This is a genomic window from Pantoea sp. K16 (genome assembly GCF_048452805.1).
GTDB classification, from domain to species: Bacteria; Pseudomonadota; Gammaproteobacteria; order Enterobacterales; family Enterobacteriaceae; genus Pantoea; species Pantoea agglomerans.
Genome location: NZ_JBLWNV010000010.1, coordinates 169,395 through 185,984, shown reverse-complemented (window position 1 = coordinate 185,984; position 16,590 = coordinate 169,395). Strand labels below are relative to the sequence as shown.

The 16,590-nt window shown below is 56.2% G+C and carries 17 protein-coding genes; 5 read left to right on the top strand and 12 right to left on the bottom strand.

The window, feature by feature from the left end; genetic code table 11:
• Positions 1-69 precede the first annotated feature (69 nt).
• From mmuP to ACK13D_RS14835, 3 genes are all read left to right on the top strand, one after another.
• On the top strand, positions 70-1,479 hold the full coding sequence (gene mmuP, locus ACK13D_RS14845; protein WP_033758676.1) for an S-methylmethionine permease: 1,410 nt from the start codon (positions 70-72) through the stop codon (positions 1,477-1,479).
• Complete coding sequence (gene mmuM, locus ACK13D_RS14840) at positions 1,469-2,404, top strand: homocysteine S-methyltransferase (RefSeq protein ID WP_010257759.1); 936 nt, start codon at positions 1,469-1,471, stop codon at positions 2,402-2,404. The genes mmuP and mmuM overlap by 11 nt, the downstream gene beginning before the upstream one ends.
• A gap of 85 nt (positions 2,405-2,489) precedes the next feature.
• On the top strand, positions 2,490-2,909 hold the full coding sequence (locus ACK13D_RS14835) for a hypothetical protein (protein ID WP_418796741.1): 420 nt from the start codon (positions 2,490-2,492) through the stop codon (positions 2,907-2,909).
• On the opposite strand, the gene speG is transcribed toward ACK13D_RS14835, so the two are convergent.
• From speG to ACK13D_RS14805, 6 genes are all read right to left on the bottom strand, one after another.
• Positions 2,910-3,455 (bottom strand): spermidine N1-acetyltransferase, encoded by a 546-nt coding sequence (gene speG, locus ACK13D_RS14830; RefSeq protein ID WP_003850356.1) that lies wholly within the window; start codon positions 3,453-3,455, stop codon positions 2,910-2,912.
• Between the two features lie 261 nt (positions 3,456-3,716).
• Complete coding sequence (locus tag ACK13D_RS14825; RefSeq protein ID WP_154210726.1) at positions 3,717-4,394, bottom strand: ABC transporter ATP-binding protein; 678 nt, start codon at positions 4,392-4,394, stop codon at positions 3,717-3,719.
• Positions 4,387-5,217 (bottom strand): ABC transporter ATP-binding protein, encoded by an 831-nt coding sequence (locus tag ACK13D_RS14820; RefSeq protein WP_033778613.1) that lies wholly within the window; start codon positions 5,215-5,217, stop codon positions 4,387-4,389. Before ACK13D_RS14820 ends, ACK13D_RS14825 begins: the two co-directional genes overlap by 8 nt.
• Positions 5,207-6,064: an ABC transporter permease gene (locus ACK13D_RS14815; protein WP_158131427.1), complete on the bottom strand. Its 858-nt coding sequence runs from the start codon at positions 6,062-6,064 to the stop codon at positions 5,207-5,209. The genes ACK13D_RS14820 and ACK13D_RS14815 overlap by 11 nt, the downstream gene beginning before the upstream one ends.
• Positions 6,061-7,113, bottom strand: coding sequence for an ABC transporter permease (locus ACK13D_RS14810; protein ID WP_010257745.1), 1,053 nt, complete (start codon positions 7,111-7,113; stop codon positions 6,061-6,063). The genes ACK13D_RS14815 and ACK13D_RS14810 overlap by 4 nt, the downstream gene beginning before the upstream one ends.
• Positions 7,113-8,681 carry an ABC transporter substrate-binding protein gene (locus ACK13D_RS14805; protein ID WP_022624076.1) on the bottom strand — a complete coding sequence of 523 codons (1,569 nt, stop codon included), beginning with the start codon at positions 8,679-8,681 and terminating at the stop codon, positions 7,113-7,115. Before ACK13D_RS14805 ends, ACK13D_RS14810 begins: the two co-directional genes overlap by 1 nt.
• Before the next feature lie 658 nt (positions 8,682-9,339).
• Between ACK13D_RS14805 and mgtA the strand changes: the two genes are divergently transcribed.
• Positions 9,340-12,042 (top strand): magnesium-translocating P-type ATPase, encoded by a 2,703-nt coding sequence (gene mgtA / locus ACK13D_RS14800; RefSeq protein ID WP_418796738.1) that lies wholly within the window; start codon positions 9,340-9,342, stop codon positions 12,040-12,042.
• A gap of 10 nt (positions 12,043-12,052) precedes the next feature.
• Positions 12,053-12,139 (top strand): magnesium transporter protection protein MgtU, encoded by an 87-nt coding sequence (gene mgtU / locus ACK13D_RS14795; protein ID WP_413231031.1) that lies wholly within the window; start codon positions 12,053-12,055, stop codon positions 12,137-12,139.
• Between the two features lie 67 nt (positions 12,140-12,206).
• Here mgtU and ACK13D_RS14790 read toward each other — a convergent pair whose 3' ends face one another.
• The 6 genes from ACK13D_RS14790 to ACK13D_RS14765 all read right to left on the bottom strand — a co-directional run bounded on the left by ACK13D_RS14790 (position 12,207) and on the right by ACK13D_RS14765 (position 16,391).
• The gene (locus tag ACK13D_RS14790; RefSeq protein WP_010257738.1) at positions 12,207-13,061 is read right to left on the bottom strand and encodes a PA4780 family RIO1-like protein kinase; all 855 of its coding nucleotides are present in this window, start codon (positions 13,059-13,061) and stop codon (positions 12,207-12,209) included.
• Positions 13,062-13,387: 326 nt separating this feature from the next.
• Entirely contained in the window at positions 13,388-13,876 is a 489-nt protein-coding gene (locus ACK13D_RS14785) for a cold-shock protein (protein WP_010257735.1), read from the bottom strand.
• A gap of 343 nt (positions 13,877-14,219) precedes the next feature.
• Complete coding sequence (locus ACK13D_RS14780) at positions 14,220-14,465, bottom strand: YmjA family protein (RefSeq protein ID WP_010672163.1); 246 nt, start codon at positions 14,463-14,465, stop codon at positions 14,220-14,222.
• 248 nt (positions 14,466-14,713) lie between these two features.
• Positions 14,714-15,175 (bottom strand): hypothetical protein, encoded by a 462-nt coding sequence (locus tag ACK13D_RS14775; RefSeq protein WP_418796736.1) that lies wholly within the window; start codon positions 15,173-15,175, stop codon positions 14,714-14,716.
• A 90-nt stretch (positions 15,176-15,265) separates the two neighbouring features.
• Complete coding sequence (locus ACK13D_RS14770) at positions 15,266-15,562, bottom strand: contact-dependent growth inhibition system immunity protein (RefSeq protein ID WP_031292167.1); 297 nt, start codon at positions 15,560-15,562, stop codon at positions 15,266-15,268.
• Positions 15,563-15,569: 7 nt separating this feature from the next.
• Entirely contained in the window at positions 15,570-16,391 is an 822-nt protein-coding gene (locus ACK13D_RS14765; RefSeq protein WP_418796734.1) for an RNase A-like domain-containing protein, read from the bottom strand.
• Between the last annotated feature and the right edge of the window lie 199 nt (positions 16,392-16,590).

Sequence of the window (16,590 nt, the reverse complement as noted above, 5' to 3'; positions counted from 1 at the left end):
CAATTACCGGCTGTGACGCGTATAAAACTGTTTCTTATAGATGTTTAGACGTCCATACGGATAAAAGTGATGAGCGAACAGCCAACTCCCTCGCAGGAACAATTTAAACGCACCATGAAAGTGCGCCATCTGGTGATGTTATCGCTGGGCGGCGTAATCGGCACCGGCCTGTTTTTTAACACCGGCTACATCATTTCAACCACCGGGGCGGCGGGGACGCTGCTCGCCTATCTGATTGGCGCGCTGGTGGTCTGGCTGGTGATGGTCTGTCTGGGCGAACTCTCCGTGGCGATGCCGGAAACCGGCGCGTTCCACGTCTATGCCGCACGCTATCTCAGCCCGGCAACCGGCTACACCGTGGCCTGGCTCTACTGGCTCACCTGGACCGTCGCCCTCGGCTCCAGCCTGACGGCGGCGGGCTTCTGTATGCAGTACTGGTTCCCGCAGATCCCGGTATGGATCTGGTGTCTGGTCTTCTGCTGCGCCATCTATCTGCTGAACGTCATCTCAACCCGCTTCTTCGCCGAAGGGGAGTTCTGGTTCTCCCTGATTAAGGTGGTGACGATTGTCGCCTTTATCGTGCTCGGTGGCGCGGCGATGTTCGGGTTTATCCCGATGAAGGATGGCACGCCCGCACCGGGCCTGAGCAATCTGACGGCGCACGGCTGGCTGCCCAACGGCGTACTGCCGATTCTGATGACCATGGTGGCAGTCAACTTCGCTTTTTCCGGCACCGAGCTGATCGGTATTGCGGCCGGTGAAACCCAGCAGCCGGAGAAAGTGCTGCCGCTGGCGATCCGTACTACCGTGGCCCGGCTGATTATCTTCTTCATCGGCACGGTATTTGTGCTGGCGGCGCTGATTCCTATGGATCAGGCGGGTATCGTGAAAAGCCCGTTCGTGCTGGTCTTCGAAAAGATCGGCATCCCGTGGGCGGCTGACATTATTAACTTTGTGATCCTGACCGCTATCCTGTCTGCGGCCAACTCCGGACTCTATGCCTCCGGGCGGATGCTCTGGTCGCTGGCCAATGAAAATACGCTGCCGCGCGCCTTTGCCCGGGTGAACAAGCGCGGCGTGCCGATGCTGGCGATCACCGTCAGCATGGTGGGTGGTCTGCTGGCGCTGGTCTCCAGCGTGGTCGCGCCCGACACGGTGTTTGTGGCGCTGTCGGCCATCTCCGGCTTTGCGGTGGTAGCCGTCTGGCTCAGCATCTGCGCTTCGCATTTTGTTTTCCGTCGTCGTCATCTTCAGCAGGGCAAATCGCTGGCCGATCTGGCCTACCGTGCGCCGCTCTATCCGCTGACGCCGGTGCTGGGTTTCCTGCTCTGCCTGCTGGCCTGTGTCGGTCTGGCATTCGATCCGACTCAGCGTATCGCGCTGTGGTGTGGCATCCCGTTTGTGCTGTTCTGCTATGCCGCTTACCATCTGACCCACAAATCATCCCCGAAGCCTGAGGAGGCCAATGATGTCGTATAACCCTGTCGCGCAGGCTTTAACGGAGTCGCCACTGCTGATTCTGGATGGTGCCCTGGCCACCGAGCTGGAAGCCCGCGGCTGTCATCTGGCCGATGCGTTATGGTCAGCTAAGGTGCTGATGGAAAATCCTGAGCTGATCTATCAGGTGCACTACGACTATTTTGTCGCTGGCGCGCGCTGTGCCATTACCGCCAGCTACCAGGCGACGCCGCAGGGCTTTGCCACACGTGGCCTTGATGAGGCGGAGTCACTGGCGTTGATCGCGCAGAGCGTCGAGCTGGCGCGACGCGCCCGTCACGATTATCTGGCGGTCCGGCCCGACGCAAAAACGCTGCTGGTAGCGGGATCGGTCGGTCCCTATGGCGCCTTCCTGGCGGATGGTTCGGAATATCGCGGCGACTATGCGTTGCCGGAAGCGGAGATGATGGCGTTTCATCGCCCACGCGTGCAGGCGCTGCTGGCGGCGGGTGCCGATCTGCTGGCCTGCGAAACCCTGCCTTCGTTTGCCGAAGCGCAGGCGCTGGTGAAGCTGCTGGCTGAATTTCCTGAAGGCCGCGCCTGGTTCTCGTTTACCCTGCGTGACGCCGGACACATCAGCGACGGCACGCCGCTGTCAGACGTCGTGAGCTGGCTGAATCAGCAGCCGCAGGTGGTAGCGGTGGGAATCAACTGTGTGGCACTTGAGAGCGTGACGCCTGCGCTGCAGCAGTTGCAGAAGCTGACTGACAAGCCGCTGGTGGTCTATCCCAACTCCGGCGAGCAGTATGATGCCAGCAGCAAAACCTGGCACTCAGCGCCATCAGGCTGCACGCTGCATGACAAGCTGGCAGAGTGGCAGCAGGCGGGCGCGAAGCTGATTGGCGGCTGCTGTCGCACCTCACCCAACGACATCGCGGCTATCGCCCGCGCTTGTCAACCGCAATAAGCTGGCTGAATCGGGCGATGATAGCCCGATTGAGGCGGAGAGGGCGGTCTACACTCTGATCACTGATCACTCTGTGGACCCCTTCATGAAACAGCGAATTCTGGCCCTGGCCGCCGCGCTGCTGCTTAGCGGCTGTGCCACCATTGTCGGCGATGAAACCCAACTGGTGCGCATCGACTCCTTGCCGCAGGGCGCGCGCTTTACCGTGCAGGATGAGCGTGGCTATGCGGTTGCGCAGGGTTTCACGCCGCAGACCGTTGAACTGGAAAAATCTACCGGCCGCTACTTCGGCAAAAAGCACTACCTGCTGATGCTGGAAAGTCCGGGCTACGTGCCGGTCACGGTGCCTATCGAGGCACGCGCTAACCTGTGGTATCTGCTGGGCAATATCCCACTGGGTGGCTTCCCCGGCTGGCTGCTGGTCGATCCCTTCTATGGCGGCATGTACGACCTTAAGCCTGAACACCCGCGTCCCTTTATGAACCCGGTTGGCGCGCGCGGCTGATTACTGCGCGGTCGGCTTCACCATTCCGCCTGGCGTTTTATGGCGTTCCAGATACTGATGCTGGAAAATGCACATGCGGATGGTGTTGCGGTACTCCCCGTTGATGAAAAACTCATGTTTAAGCACGCCTTCGATCTCGAAGCCGAGCTTGGTGTAGATGTGGATCGCTTTTTCGTTCTCCTGATCGACAATCAGGTAGAGCTTGTAGAGATTCAGCACCGAGAAGCCGTAATCCATCGCCAGCTTCGCCGCCTGGGTTGCCAGTCCTTTGCCCTGATGCGCCGGATCGATAATGATCTGAAACTCGGCGCGCCGGTGCACATGGTTGATTTCCACCAGTTCCACTAATCCCGCTTTCTGCCCGCTGTGCTCGACCACAAAGCGACGTTCGGTCTGATCGTGAATGTGCTTGTTGTAGAGATCGGACAGCTCCACAAATGCTTCATACGGCTCCTCAAACCAGTAACGCATCACGCTGGCGTTGTTATCCAGCTGATGGACAAAGTGCAGATCTTCCCGCTCCAGCGGACGCAGTTTTACCGTCATTGCCTTTTCCTCTCATGAAATAATGGCCGCGAGTATACCGCATCAGCCAGCCGCTGCGTTTTGCGCTGTCGCATTCGCTGCCTGCTTCAGTCTGTAAAGGTTTACAGCGCCGCGTGGCAATCTAATGACTCAGAGGAAGAGAACAGCGCGCCGTTCTGGCAATGGAGAGGATGAGGCTAATGGCGAAAGAAGGGGATGTTACAGAAAGGTGCAGCGGATACAGCAGCGCCGGACGGCAGGTGAAAGCCGTCCGGCCTGATTTCAGGCAGAGATCTGTTCGATGATGCGACCCTGCGACATGTGCACGGCGCGATCGCACATGTGATCGATTACGTCGGGATCGTGGCTCACCAGCACCATGGTCAGGCCATCCTGCTGTTTCAGATCGTTGAGCAGATTGAGGATCTCCGCCTGCACTGACATATCCAGCGCCGACGTCGGCTCATCCAGCAGCAGGATCTTCGGCTGCAGCAGCAGGGCGCGCACGATGGCAACACGCTGACGCTGACCGCCGGAGAGCTGATGCGGATAGCGATCCGCCATAGCGGGATCGAGTCCGACGTGACGGAAGCCCTGATCGATACGATCGTTGATATTGTCGCGTTTCAGCAGCTTCAGCGGCTCCGCCAGCGTGCGACGCAGCCGGTGACGCGGATGCAGCGAGGCATAGGGATCCTGAAACACCATCTGCACTTCCTGACGCAGCGCGCCGGTGAAAGCTTTACCCGGCTGAACTTCGTGACCGGCAAGCTGCATCTGACCCTGCCAGTGTGGGTTCAGACCTGCCAGCACCCACAGCAGCGACGACTTGCCGCAGCCTGACGGACCCACCAGACCAAAACACTCGCCAGCGTTAACCTCCAGGTTAACCTCATGCACCACGGTGCGCAGCTCGTAACCCTGTTTGTGGGCGACGCTTAGATCCTGCAGCTTAATCATCATTCGCCTCCAGCGCAGCGCGGTCCAGCACCGGTAAAGTCTGTCCGTGGGTCGCTTTGCCCGGACGGCAGGCCCACAGCGTGCGGGTGTAGGGATGGGTAGCGTGCGGCAGATCGGCGGCGGGTAGCGTATCCAGCAACCGGCCTTTATACATCACCATCACCCGCTCGCAATGTTCTGAAACCTGCTGCAAATCATGGCTGATCAGCAGCAGGCCCATGTTGCGCGCCTCCACCAGACCGCGGATCAGCGCCAGCACCTGATCGCGCATGGCATGATCCAGCGCGGAGGTCGGTTCATCGGCGATCAGGAAGTCCGGATCGGTAATCAGGGCGATCGCCAGCATCACGCGCTGGCCCATGCCGCCAGAGAGCTGATGCGGATACTGCTGCATCAGACGACGCGGATCGGGCAGGCCGACCGCATCCAGCATTTCACACACTTTCTCTTTGCGCTCGGCACGGCTCAGGCGGCGATGCAGGATCAGCGGCTCTTCCACCTGCCAGCCAATGGTGCGCGTCGGGTTAAGCGCATACTTCGGGTCCTGCATCACCATCGCCACGCGGTTACCGCGCAGCTGATTCCAGTGACGCTCGCTCAGCGTCAGCGCATTTTCACCGGCCACCTGGAGCTGGCTGGCCTGCAGATGCAGCGCGGGCGAGAGTAAGCCCATCAGGCTGCGGGCGGTCAGTGACTTGCCGGAACCTGACTCACCGACCAGCGCCACGCGCTCGCGGCCTACGGAAAAACTGATGTTATCGACCAGCAGCGCATCGTCGCTGCGAATGGTCAGCCCCTCGGCATGGAGCAGTTTATTTTGCATGTCGGGTATCCAGTCGGTCGCGCAGGCCATCGCCTGTCAGGTTAAAGGCCAGGCTGGCAAACAGAATCGCCGCGCCCGGTGCAGCAGCAACCCACCACTGATCAAAAATGACTTTACTGCCTTCGGCCACCATCGAACCCCATTCCGCCGTCGGCGGCTGAACGCCCATACCGAGGAAACCGAGTCCGGCCGCGGCCAGGATAATCCCGCCCAGGCTCAGTGCGGCGCGGACTACCGCCGTCGGCATGCAGAGCGGCAGGATATGACCGAACATCAGGCGAAAGCCCGTAATCCCCTGCATCCGCGCGGCGGCAAGGTAGTCGCTGCGGCGCAGTGCCAGGGTTTCAGCGCGTGCCTGACGGGCAAACGGCGGCCAGCTGGTCAGCGCCAGCGCCAGCGCGCCGTTCATCAGGCCAGGGCCGAGAATCGCCACCAGCGCCAGCGCGATTACCAGGTTGGGCAGTGACAGAAAGATATCGGTAATGCGCATCAGCAGGCGTTCGGTCCAGCCGCCCACGTAACCGGCGGTGATGCCGATCAGCAGCCCGGCCGGAATAGTCAGCACCAGAATCAGCGACACCAGCAGCAGGGTCGGACGCGCACCGTAAATCACGCGCGACAGCAGATCGCGGCCAAAGCCGTCGGTGCCGAACCAGTGCTGTGCTGACGGCGCCAGCAGACGGCTCGACATGGTCTGCACGTTCGGATCGAACGGCGCAATCAGCGGCGCCAGCAGTGCCATCAGGATAAGAATCGCCACCAGCGTCAGCCCAACGGTTAACGAGGTAACGCGTTGACGGCGACGGCGTGGTCGCAGCGTTTCGATTTCAGAGAGTTGTTGCGTCATCGGGTTCTCGGATCGGTTAACCAGGTTAAAACATCCGCCAGGGTGTTAATCAGGATAAAGCAGCTGCCGATTAACAGGGTTGAGCCCAGAATCGCCGGCACATCGCCGGAGAACAGTGCATTGGTCATATAGCGACCCACACCTGGCCAGGCGAAGACGGTTTCAGTCAGCACCGAGCCTTCCAGCAGCGTAGCGTAGGAGAGGGCGATCACCGTGACCAGCGTGCCCAGCACGTTGGGGAAGATATGGCGCAGCAGGATGCGCACCCGACCCGCGCCTTTAGCTCGCGCCAGCACCACATACTCTTTGCTGCTCTCTTCCAGCAGCGCAGCACGCAGCAGGCGGGTAATGCCCGCCATCGCCAGCAGGCCGAGGATCACCACCGGCAGCCAGAGGTGCGCAATCGCATTGCGGAACATCTCCGGTTCACCCGATAGCCAGCTGTCGATCAGCACAAAGCCGGTTTTCGGCTCCAGGGTGTAGACCCAGATATCATCCAGCCGTCCCGGTCCGGCGGACCAGTGCAGCACCGCATAAAAGAGCAGCAGGCCCAGCAGGCCGAGCCAGAACACCGGCACCGAGTAGCCCAGCAGCGAGACAAAGCGGGCGAGATTATCGATCCAGCTGCCCGGTTTCCAGGCGGCCAGCAGCGCCAGCGTCACACCGAACACTACCGCGAAGATCATCGCGCAGGTCGCCAGTTCGATGGTGGCGGGGAAGGTGGTCATCAGGTCGCCGCTCACCGACTGATTGGTGAGGCGGGAGACACCCAGATCGCCCTGCGCCAGATGTTCGACGTAGCGCCAGAACTGCATCAGCACCGGCTGGTCGAGACCCAGGTCATGACGCACCTGCTCATAGGTCGCTTCACTGGCGTGATCGCCGGCGATCTGCTGCACCGGATCGATCGGCGAGAGATGCGACAGCATAAAGGTGAAGGCGAGCAGGCCAAGCAGCGTGACCAGCAGCGACAGTACGCTACCGATCAGGCGCCCGCCACGCTGCCAAAAAAGCCGGGCGAACCCGGCTGAAGGAACAGACTGTGCCATTACTTAGTGACCTGCGAGTAATACACCATGTCAGGGTTAATGCCCTGCACATAGCCTTTCAGGTTGTCGCGCAGGGCGATCAGGTTCTTCGCCTGCATCCCAATCACATACGGTGAGTTCTTCATCACTTCACGCTGCATCGCTTCATACAGCGCCACACGTTTCTTCGGATCGCTCTCGGCCGTCGCGGCAATCACCTGCTTGTTCAGCTCAGGAATGTGCCAGTCTGAACGGAAGGCGATGGTTTTGCTGCCATCTTCCGGGTTGTAAGCAAACGAGGCGGCATTGGTGTTGGGATCGAAATAGTCGGAGCCCCAGGCGTTCAGCGTCGCTTCATATTTATGCGCTTTCACGTTGGTCGACACTTCGGAACTCAGACCCGGCACCACTTCCACTTTTACGCCCGCTTTGGCGAAGCTGCCCTGCAGCGCCTGTGCGATATCCAGATAAGGCGGCTGGTTGCTGGTGGAGAGCTTGAAGGTGACGTTGTTCAGGCCCGCTTTCTTCAGAATCGCTTTGGCTTTTTCCGGATCGTAGCTGTATGGCGTGTCGTTGATCGCGCCCAGGAAGCCCTTAGGCAGGAAGCTCTGATGCACATCGAACTGGCCTTTCAGCAGCTCACTGGCGATGCCTTTGTAATCCCACAGGTAGCGTGCCGCTTCCCAGAAGGCCGGGTTCTTCATCGTCTCGTTCGCGCCGATGTTGAACTGGATGTAGTAGAGCGACGCCATGGGAATCGCTTCCGTCTTCACGCCCGGTTTGCCGTTCAGTGCAGCAATCTGATCGGCACCCAGGTTACGGGCGATATCGGCATCACCCTGTTCCAGCAGCAGACGACGCGCAGCCGGTTCCGGTACGTTTTTGATCAGGATGTTCTTCATTTTTGGCGCGCCCGCTGGTGAGGTCGGGTTAGCGCTGAGCAGCACCACCTGATGCATCACCACTTTGCGGATCTGATACGGGCCGCTGCCCGCCGAGTGGGTGGCCAGCCAGGCGTTACCGAAATCGCCGTTCTTCTGGTTCGCCATCGCGGTTTTTTCATCAATGATCGATGAAACCGGGGCAGAGAGCAGGCTCAGGACGTAGGTCGGGCTGACGTTGGCGGTCCAGCTGATCTGCACATGATTGTCGTCGACTTTCTTCAGGAAGCCATCGACGTTATCTTTGGTCCAGCCGAGCTGCGTCAGGATGAAAGAGGGATCGAGGTTCAGCTTCACCACGCGGCCCAGCGAGAAGATCACATCTTCCGGACGCAGCGGGTTGCCGGTAGAGAATTTCGCATCTTTGCGCAGTTCAAAGGTCAGGCTGCGATTGTCGCTGCCGGGCTGCCAAGAGGTGGCCAGTGTAGGTTTCAGGTCCACCGGATTCTGCGGGTCAGACTGCACCAGGCGCTGATAGATGTTAGTAAAAGCCTGAACGCTGGTCAGTTCAAACCCTTTGGCCGGGTCGAAGCTGTCTGCGTCGTCAGTTGATTGTGCAATCACCAGCGTATCTTTGGGTGTTGCGGCCTGGGCTGTGAAGGCGGCAGCCAGCGTCAGCGCCAGCAGTGATGGAATTATAGTTTTCATGAAATTTCCTTGCCTCTAAAAAGTTACGCGAGTTTACGAAAGGGCCGATGCGAAGAATAGTCGAATATGGGCTAATCATATGCCAAAAGGTTATAAGCATTACCTGGAGGTTATAAGAAGATCGCCACGCTGTTACCGAAGCGGCAACCTGAGCAGAAACAAATCCTCAACGAAACCGTTATTCAATACGTTATTGCTTTACCGACGCCGGCCTCTCTTTATAATGGCGGCAGATAACTTCAGGAGAATTCAGTTGGACAGTCACCCGAGATTAACCTTTATTCTGGCAAGCTGAGTTTCCTCTGCTGCTTGCCAACCGGCGAGCAGCGATCCCCGCTTTAATTAACGATCGCGCTCCTTATTTTTAATCCTGTCATCACCAGGAGTGCGCGTTATGCTGCTGTTTATATTCGCTCTTTTTCCTCCGCCCCGTCTGGCGTAGCCCAGGCTGCGCCCAATCGCTGATATCAGACTTTTAAAACGCCGCGTATAACCGGCGTCAGGTAACCCTGCGCGCGTCATTATTTAGCGCGCCGGCGGAATAACCTGACTGTTTCTGAAAGTCACCCCATTAAATAACCCGGCCACGCCAGGTTTTATCCATGCACGTTATTTCCCGTGCAGGACAACTATTGCTTTAAATCAGGGAGATGTCGAAATGAGCGACATGAAACTGGAACAGGTTGCGATCACTTCATCCGGCAACCGTAATGATAAAAAAAGTAAAAAAATGTTTGCTGTGGCGCAGCAGGCAGACCAGCACATTGATATGACGCTGGCGAACCTGCGCAGTCAGCGTCAGGGTCTGACTGAGGCTGAGGCGGCGAAACGACTGGCTTTGTATGGCCGTAATGAAGTGGCGCATGAGAAAGCGCCACCCGCGCTGATTCAGCTGCTGATGGCGTTTAATAACCCGTTTATCTACGTATTACTGGTCCTGGCGCTGGTGAGCCTGTTTACCGACTATATTCTGCCGCTGCGCGCCGGTCAGGAGACCGATCTCTCCGGCGTCATCATCATCTTCACCATGGTGATGCTGAGCGGGCTGCTGCGCTTCTGGCAGGAGTTTCGCACCAACCGTGCGGCGCAGGCACTAAAGTCACTGGTGCGCAGCCAGGTCACCGTGCTGCGGCGTGAGCCGGGCAGCGAAACCGCGCAGCGCCAGGATGTGGATATGAGTGAACTGGTGCCGGGCGATATCATTCTGCTCAGCACCGGCGATCAGGTGCCTGCCGATGTCCGTCTGCTGAGTTCACGTAATCTGTTTATCAGTGAAGCGGTGCTGACCGGCGAGTCGCTGCCGGTTGAAAAACAGAGCTGCGATGCGGGTATCGATGCCGAAGGTCAGACCGCCCAGGAGCGGCTGGCATCACCGAATATCTGCCTGATGGGCACCAGCGTGGCCAGCGGCACAGCCAGCGCAGTCGTGGTAGCGACGGGCGGCGAAACCTGGTTCGGCTCACTGGCCTCATCGCTGACCGGAAGCCGTCCGCAGACCGCCTTTGATCGCGGGGTGAACAGCGTCAGCAAGCTGCTGATCCGCTTTATGCTGGTGATGGTCCCGGTGGTGCTGCTGATTAACGGCTTCACCAAAGGCGACTGGATGGATGCCACGCTGTTTGCACTGGCCGTCGCGGTCGGGCTGACCCCGGAAATGCTGCCGATGATTGTCAGCGCCAACCTGGCTAAGGGCGCGATTGCGATGTCACGCCGAAAAGTGATCGTTAAAAAGCTCAACGCCATTCAGAACCTCGGCGCGATGGATGTGCTCTGCACTGATAAAACCGGCACGCTGACCCAGGACACCATCCTGCTGGCGCATCATCTGGATGCGCGGGGCAACGAAGATGCACAGGTGCTGCTGCTGGCATGGCTCAATAGCGGCAGCCAGAGTGGCGCGAAAAACCTGATGGATCGCGCCTTACTCTGCGCGGGCGACAAGGTCATTTCACAGTCTCAGCGCAGCCAGTTCCAGCTGATCGATGAGCTGCCATTTGATTTTACCCGCCGTCGGGTGTCAGTGCTGGTGGAAGATCTGACTCAGCATCGTTCACAACTGATCTGCAAAGGCGCAGTGGAAGAGATGCTGGCAGTGAGCATTGCCGTGCGGCAGGGCGACACGGTGGTCGCACTGGATGCGGCACAGCGTGCGGCGCTGCTGGCGCAGACTGAACACTATCATCAGCAGGGCTATCGCGTGCTGCTGGTGGCAACCCGTGATGGCGAGCTACACGCGCCGCTCAGCGACAGTGATGAGCGCGATCTGATTATTCAGGGAATGCTGACCTTCCGCGATCCGCCTAAAGCCAGCGCGGGCAAAGCGATTAAAGCCCTGCGTGACAGCGGTGTGACGGTGAAAGTGCTGACCGGTGACAATCCGCTGGTGACGCTGCGGGTCTGTGCCGATGTCGGGCTGACCGATCCGGCGATGCTGACCGGCGATCAGATTGAGGCGATGAACGATGATGAGCTGGCGCAGGAAGCCGAGCGCTGCACCCTGTTTGCTCAGCTGACGCCGCTGCAGAAATCCCGTCTGGTGCGGCTGATGCAGCAGAACGGTCACACCGTCGGGTTCCTGGGCGATGGCATTAATGACGCGCCTGCGCTGCGGGCAGCCGACACCGGGATTTCCGTGGACAGCGCGGCGGATGTGGCGAAAGCCTCATCGGATATCATCCTGCTGGAGAAAGATTTACAGGTGCTGAATGAGGGTGTACTCAAAGGACGCGAGACCTTTGGCAACATCATCAAGTATCTCAACATGACCGCCAGCTCCAACTTCGGCAACGTTTTCTCGCTGCTGGTGGCCAGTGCCTTTATTCCGTTTCTGCCGATGCTGTCGATTCATCTGCTGATTCAGAACCTGATGTATGACGTTTCCCAGCTGGCGCTGCCGTGGGACAAGGTTGACCGTGAGTTTCTGAATAAGCCGCGTAAATGGGATGCCGGCAACATCAAGCGTTTCATGCTGTGGATGGGTCCGACCTCGTCAATTTTTGACGTCACCACCTTTGCGCTGATGTGGTTTGTTTTCGGCGCTAACCATGCAGGCGTGCAGTCGCTGTTCCAGTCCGGCTGGTTTATTGAGGGGCTGCTGTCACAGACGCTGGTAGTGCATATGCTGCGTACCCGGAAGATTCCGTTTATTCAGAGCCGCGCCACCTTACCGGTGATGCTGACTACGCTGGCGGTGATGGCTCTGGGCATCCTGATCCCGTTCTCACCGCTGGGTGCGATGGTCGGTCTGGTGCCACTGCCATGGCAATATTTCCCGTGGCTGGTGCTGACGCTATTCAGCTACTGCCTGGTGGCGCAGGGCATGAAGCGTTTCTATATCCGTCGCTTTGGTCAGTGGTTCTAGGGAGGAGAAGATGAAAAAAGGCAGGCTCGATACGGTATTTGTCGGCGTGATGATCATCGGCTTAACTCTGATTGTGCTGACGGTCATCGTGCGGTGATGGCGTTGTGATAGTGCGGTAAGTGAGAGGCAGCGAGGCGACTCGCTGCCTTTTTTTATTGATGCAGTTACTCTTCGTCGCGCTCACGGCTGGCGCGCTGGCGCTCGTAATATTCATCTTCTGCGGTGATGATCTCATCCATCAGAGAATCCATATCGACTACGCGCTCCTCTTCCACAAACTTCCCGGTAAGCGGTGTTTCCGGCGTCAGCTTGCCATCTTCATAGAGCAGCCAGATCTCTTTGGCGTAGCGCGTCTTCAGCAGCTGCGGAGCGAACTGACCGTAGTAGGAGGTGATGTTGTCTACGTCACGTTCAAACATCGACTCGGCATGGTTATTGGCCGCCGCATCGACCGCCTGTGGCAGGTCGATAATCACCGGGCCCTGGTCATCCAGCAGTACGTTGAACTCGGATAAGTCACCGTGAACGATACCGGCACAGAGCATACGGACGATGTTGCGGATCATGGTGTGGAAATCCGTCACCGCCTGCTCTTCAGACAGAGAGACATCGCTGAGACGTGGCGCGACCGAGCCATTGGCATCGGTCACCAGCTCCATCAGTAACACACCGTCGATGCAGAGATAAGGCTGTGGAACGCGAACACCGGCGTTCGCCAGGCGGAACAGGGCATCTACTTCGGCGGTCTGCCAGGACTCTTCCTGCTGCTTACGGCCGAACTTTGTACCTTTCTGCATGGCGCGGGCGTTACGGCTGTTACGGGTTTTACGGCCTTCCTGATACTGCACGGCCTGCTTGAAGCTACGCTGGGTCGCTTCTTTATAGACTTTGGCGCACTGCACCTTGCCGCCGCATAGCACGGTATAGACGTCTGCTTCTTTGCCGCTTTTCAGCCGCTGCAGGACATCGTCAATCAGGCCGTCATCGACCAGGGGCTGGATTCTGTTTGGGATTTTCATGCGGCTTTATACCTTATTTCACCCGCTTTTCGTATCACTTTGCGATGATGGAAAACATTGGCAATGACTGAACAAAGTTTCTAATTCTACCCTGGAAAGTCGCTTTGTGGGGATGAACCTTGATGAGCTGCGCTTTTGACCTTTGTTTTATCATAAACAATGGATTAGAGGGGAGAGCAGGACGGTTTTATCCGCCAGAGCAACGCTTTGTCATGTATCAGCCCTGTGGGCGGGGATTTCGTGTCAGAGAAATGTGCCTGAATAGCAGGCTGGCAGTCGCCTGAAGGCCGAAATCCTGCCAACACAATTTCGGCCCGCCTGCGGGATTACTTCAGACCTTTAAGCACTTTAACCGTGCTTTCAATGTCGATCTCATCTTCGGAGAAGATCAGTGTCGTACCCTGGAAGGTGGTGACCGCCAGCTTTTTCAGCGAGCGCATCTCATTGGCGTTCGGGTCAGTTTTCGGCCGGATATTATTCAGCAACAGACCCACTGACAACACCGCGTTCTCTTTATCGACACCGGCATCGACCGGGACTTCTTCGTTGTAGACCAGATAAGACTTAATCGAGGTGATCTTGAGCCGCTCGCCTGCGATATAGATGTATTTGCTGGTCGGCGCGACCTTCACCGCATAGGCGGATAAGCCCTTGTTGTTGGTGGTGGGTTCAAACGTCACCGCCGCATCTTTCTTGATCAGATCAGGATTGGCGACCTTAATCACATGAAAATAGCGGTTATCACCGTTTTCATCTTTGATAAAGCCAAAACCTTTATCTTCAAACCAGGTTGTGATTGTTCCGTTCATCGCCATTTTTGCCTGCTTAATCTACTCAGTTTTTTACAGCGCGCAGTGTAAAACACAATGCCTGCGCAGACTATATAAGTCTGGATGATAATTTTCAGGTGCGCCACAGGGTGAGCGGCGGAAAGGGGCTTTGTGGCGGATGAAGGCGAGTGTGATGGAGTGTGTGTAGCGGCAGATAAAAACGAAGTGATGGGTCGGTAGAGCCGGGAACGGACATCAGCCACGTGAGACACGTGGCTGTCAGCACTAGGCGTTGTTGCGGGGATACCGGCGCTGTGTCGAATCAGGTTGTTGAGTCAGGCAGATTAACCGGCGGACTGCGCAAAGCTCGTCTGCCGGTGAGTGTCTGTTACTCGTTGCCCCAGCGGTTCAGGAACTCCGCAATTTCATCAATACGCTGCTCATCGATACCCGCTTCACGCGCCATATCCTGCTGCGACTCTTCACTGATCTCTTCGTTGTTCATCAGACGGGTGATCAGCAGCTGGAAGTAATGTGCCAATGGGGTACGTTCAGCTTCGCTCACCGGCTTAGCGGACTCCGTCGCATACTCATCTGCGACATCATAGTATTTGAGAGAGATTTCGTTATTCATAAATTGTCCGCAGAGTTGAGTTTGGGTTTAAGCGTTGGCAGGGCGTTGTGGCCCGGCGTAGAGGGGTATTATTTCGTGTTTGGGTTGGGGCTGTAAAGGGGGAGTGGGGAGGCGGAAGGGAGTATGAGAAGGTCTGGTCTTTCAGATTGGAAAAGTGCCTGCGCGTTATCTGTTGCCAGCGAAACGCCTGATACAGAGATTATTTGTATCGCCAGGCCTATACCTATCCCATCCATTAAGGCGTTCAGTCAGATAGTGCGGCAGGGCTTTGCATCAATAGAGAGGTATGTTTTTAGACCCGAGGCACGCTTAACTCCACGCGTATCCGAAACAAAAGGAAGACGGAGCTTTGGGCTGCCATTCACTTTTATCACCCATGCAGAATGGCCGATGAAATTGAAGCGGATATGTTCGTCATGCACAGACAGCTGTTCAAAAGAACCGGATGAGTATTCATTGCCAATCTGCAGGCTTTCAAGCTTTCCCTTACTTAAACTGATGAGCGTGACGGCAAGGGATTCATCGAAAATGACATCATCAGTCGTGAACAGAATATATCTGTCACTATCCACCTTAACAGCCGCTTCCAGCACCTGTCCGTCAATGGTGAAACCTGTCGGTTTATCCCCAACAATAACTTCAGAGGTTGCCTGTTTGAAATCAGAGGCTTTGCTTTTCTCAATGAGCTTAACAGAGGCTATTTGTTCCATTCCTGTCACCATAAACGTCCCATTTAAAAGGCAGCAAGTGCACCACCAACAAACCTACCAATCAGTTCACGAATGGGCGCGCACGCAACATCATCTTTCATCGTATCTTTTGATGCTTTCAAGGAAATAGAGCAAAAAACTGCTGGCGTAATCAGGTGAAATATCTTGCCAGCGCTGAGAAAACTCTTCCTTTATCTCTTCTTCCGACAGCTTGAGAAAGTCAGTAATTTCTTTACGTAAATCACATCTTTCTTCTGGAGAAGCTTCGTCAACGACTACATCAATGGCACCATCCATCGTATCAGCGCCAGTGATAACGTCGAAGTCCTGATTAAGTGTTCCCACAATGCATAAATCTAAGTTTGGGGCAAGAGGTGCGCGGCTCATGATCAACTCACTTATCTGGAAAAGAAGTAATTATATAATAAGGTTTGTTATTGTAAGTCTGATACTTCAGCGCAACTCTGATTTTAGTTGCTTTATACGTAGTGTTGCTCCCTTTCTGAACAACATAACCAACGGTTTTACCCACATCGTAACTTATCGTCATGTTATGTCGTGGTTTATTTGCAGCCCATAGTTTTATCCATTCCCGATTATGATGAAGTGCCTTTGATATGGCTGCTTCGGCAATCTCCAGCGACGAGAACGAACCAGATAGATCCAATACCCCATTGGATTGGATAATTCTTTCATGAAGTTCCTGGGGTGATTTTCCAATATGCTTTAAAAGCGTATGCCCGCCCGGTTTTAATCCAGAGACAGATTCATGCTCAATTAATTTGATTCGCCCAACACGAACGGCAGCAATTCTCGCCGCGCCAAGTCCAAGAGAAAAAGCTATTGGCACGCCCACATCTATGGTCAGGCCTACTTTCCATGCTGTATCTTCATCAGCGCCAAACTGTTTTGCCATCTCAATGGCGGCACGATATGTTGCACTACGAACATTCTTGCCGCTCAGAACCTGATTTGCTGCGGTATGAATACTGTCCATGCTGTGCGTACCAACAACGACGCAGGCCGCCTTAGTTAAGCCTGTAGGCTCGGGTGCCATACAAAGCGCAGTTGCTCCGGCCAGCTCAAGCGTTCCCATTACCAGCCCCAGCCCGCCCATAAGACGGTTAGACATTGTCTCAGATTCGGTGACTGACTTGTCAGAAAGGGCAGCAGCAAGCTGGACAGGAGAGAATACTATTTTTAACCCATCATCCATGATTCAACTCCATCTGTGTGAACGACATCCTTTTTAAATCAGGCAGGTACGTGCCTTGACTAGATCTACTTTAAATAAACACTGCTTCTCTAAATCTTCGTTATCTGAATTATTCATTATTTGTTTTTAAAATAATATACTCAGGTCACTAACTATGGGGATTAACTCACACAGCAGGGTGCTAGCTAGTTTCGTTAGT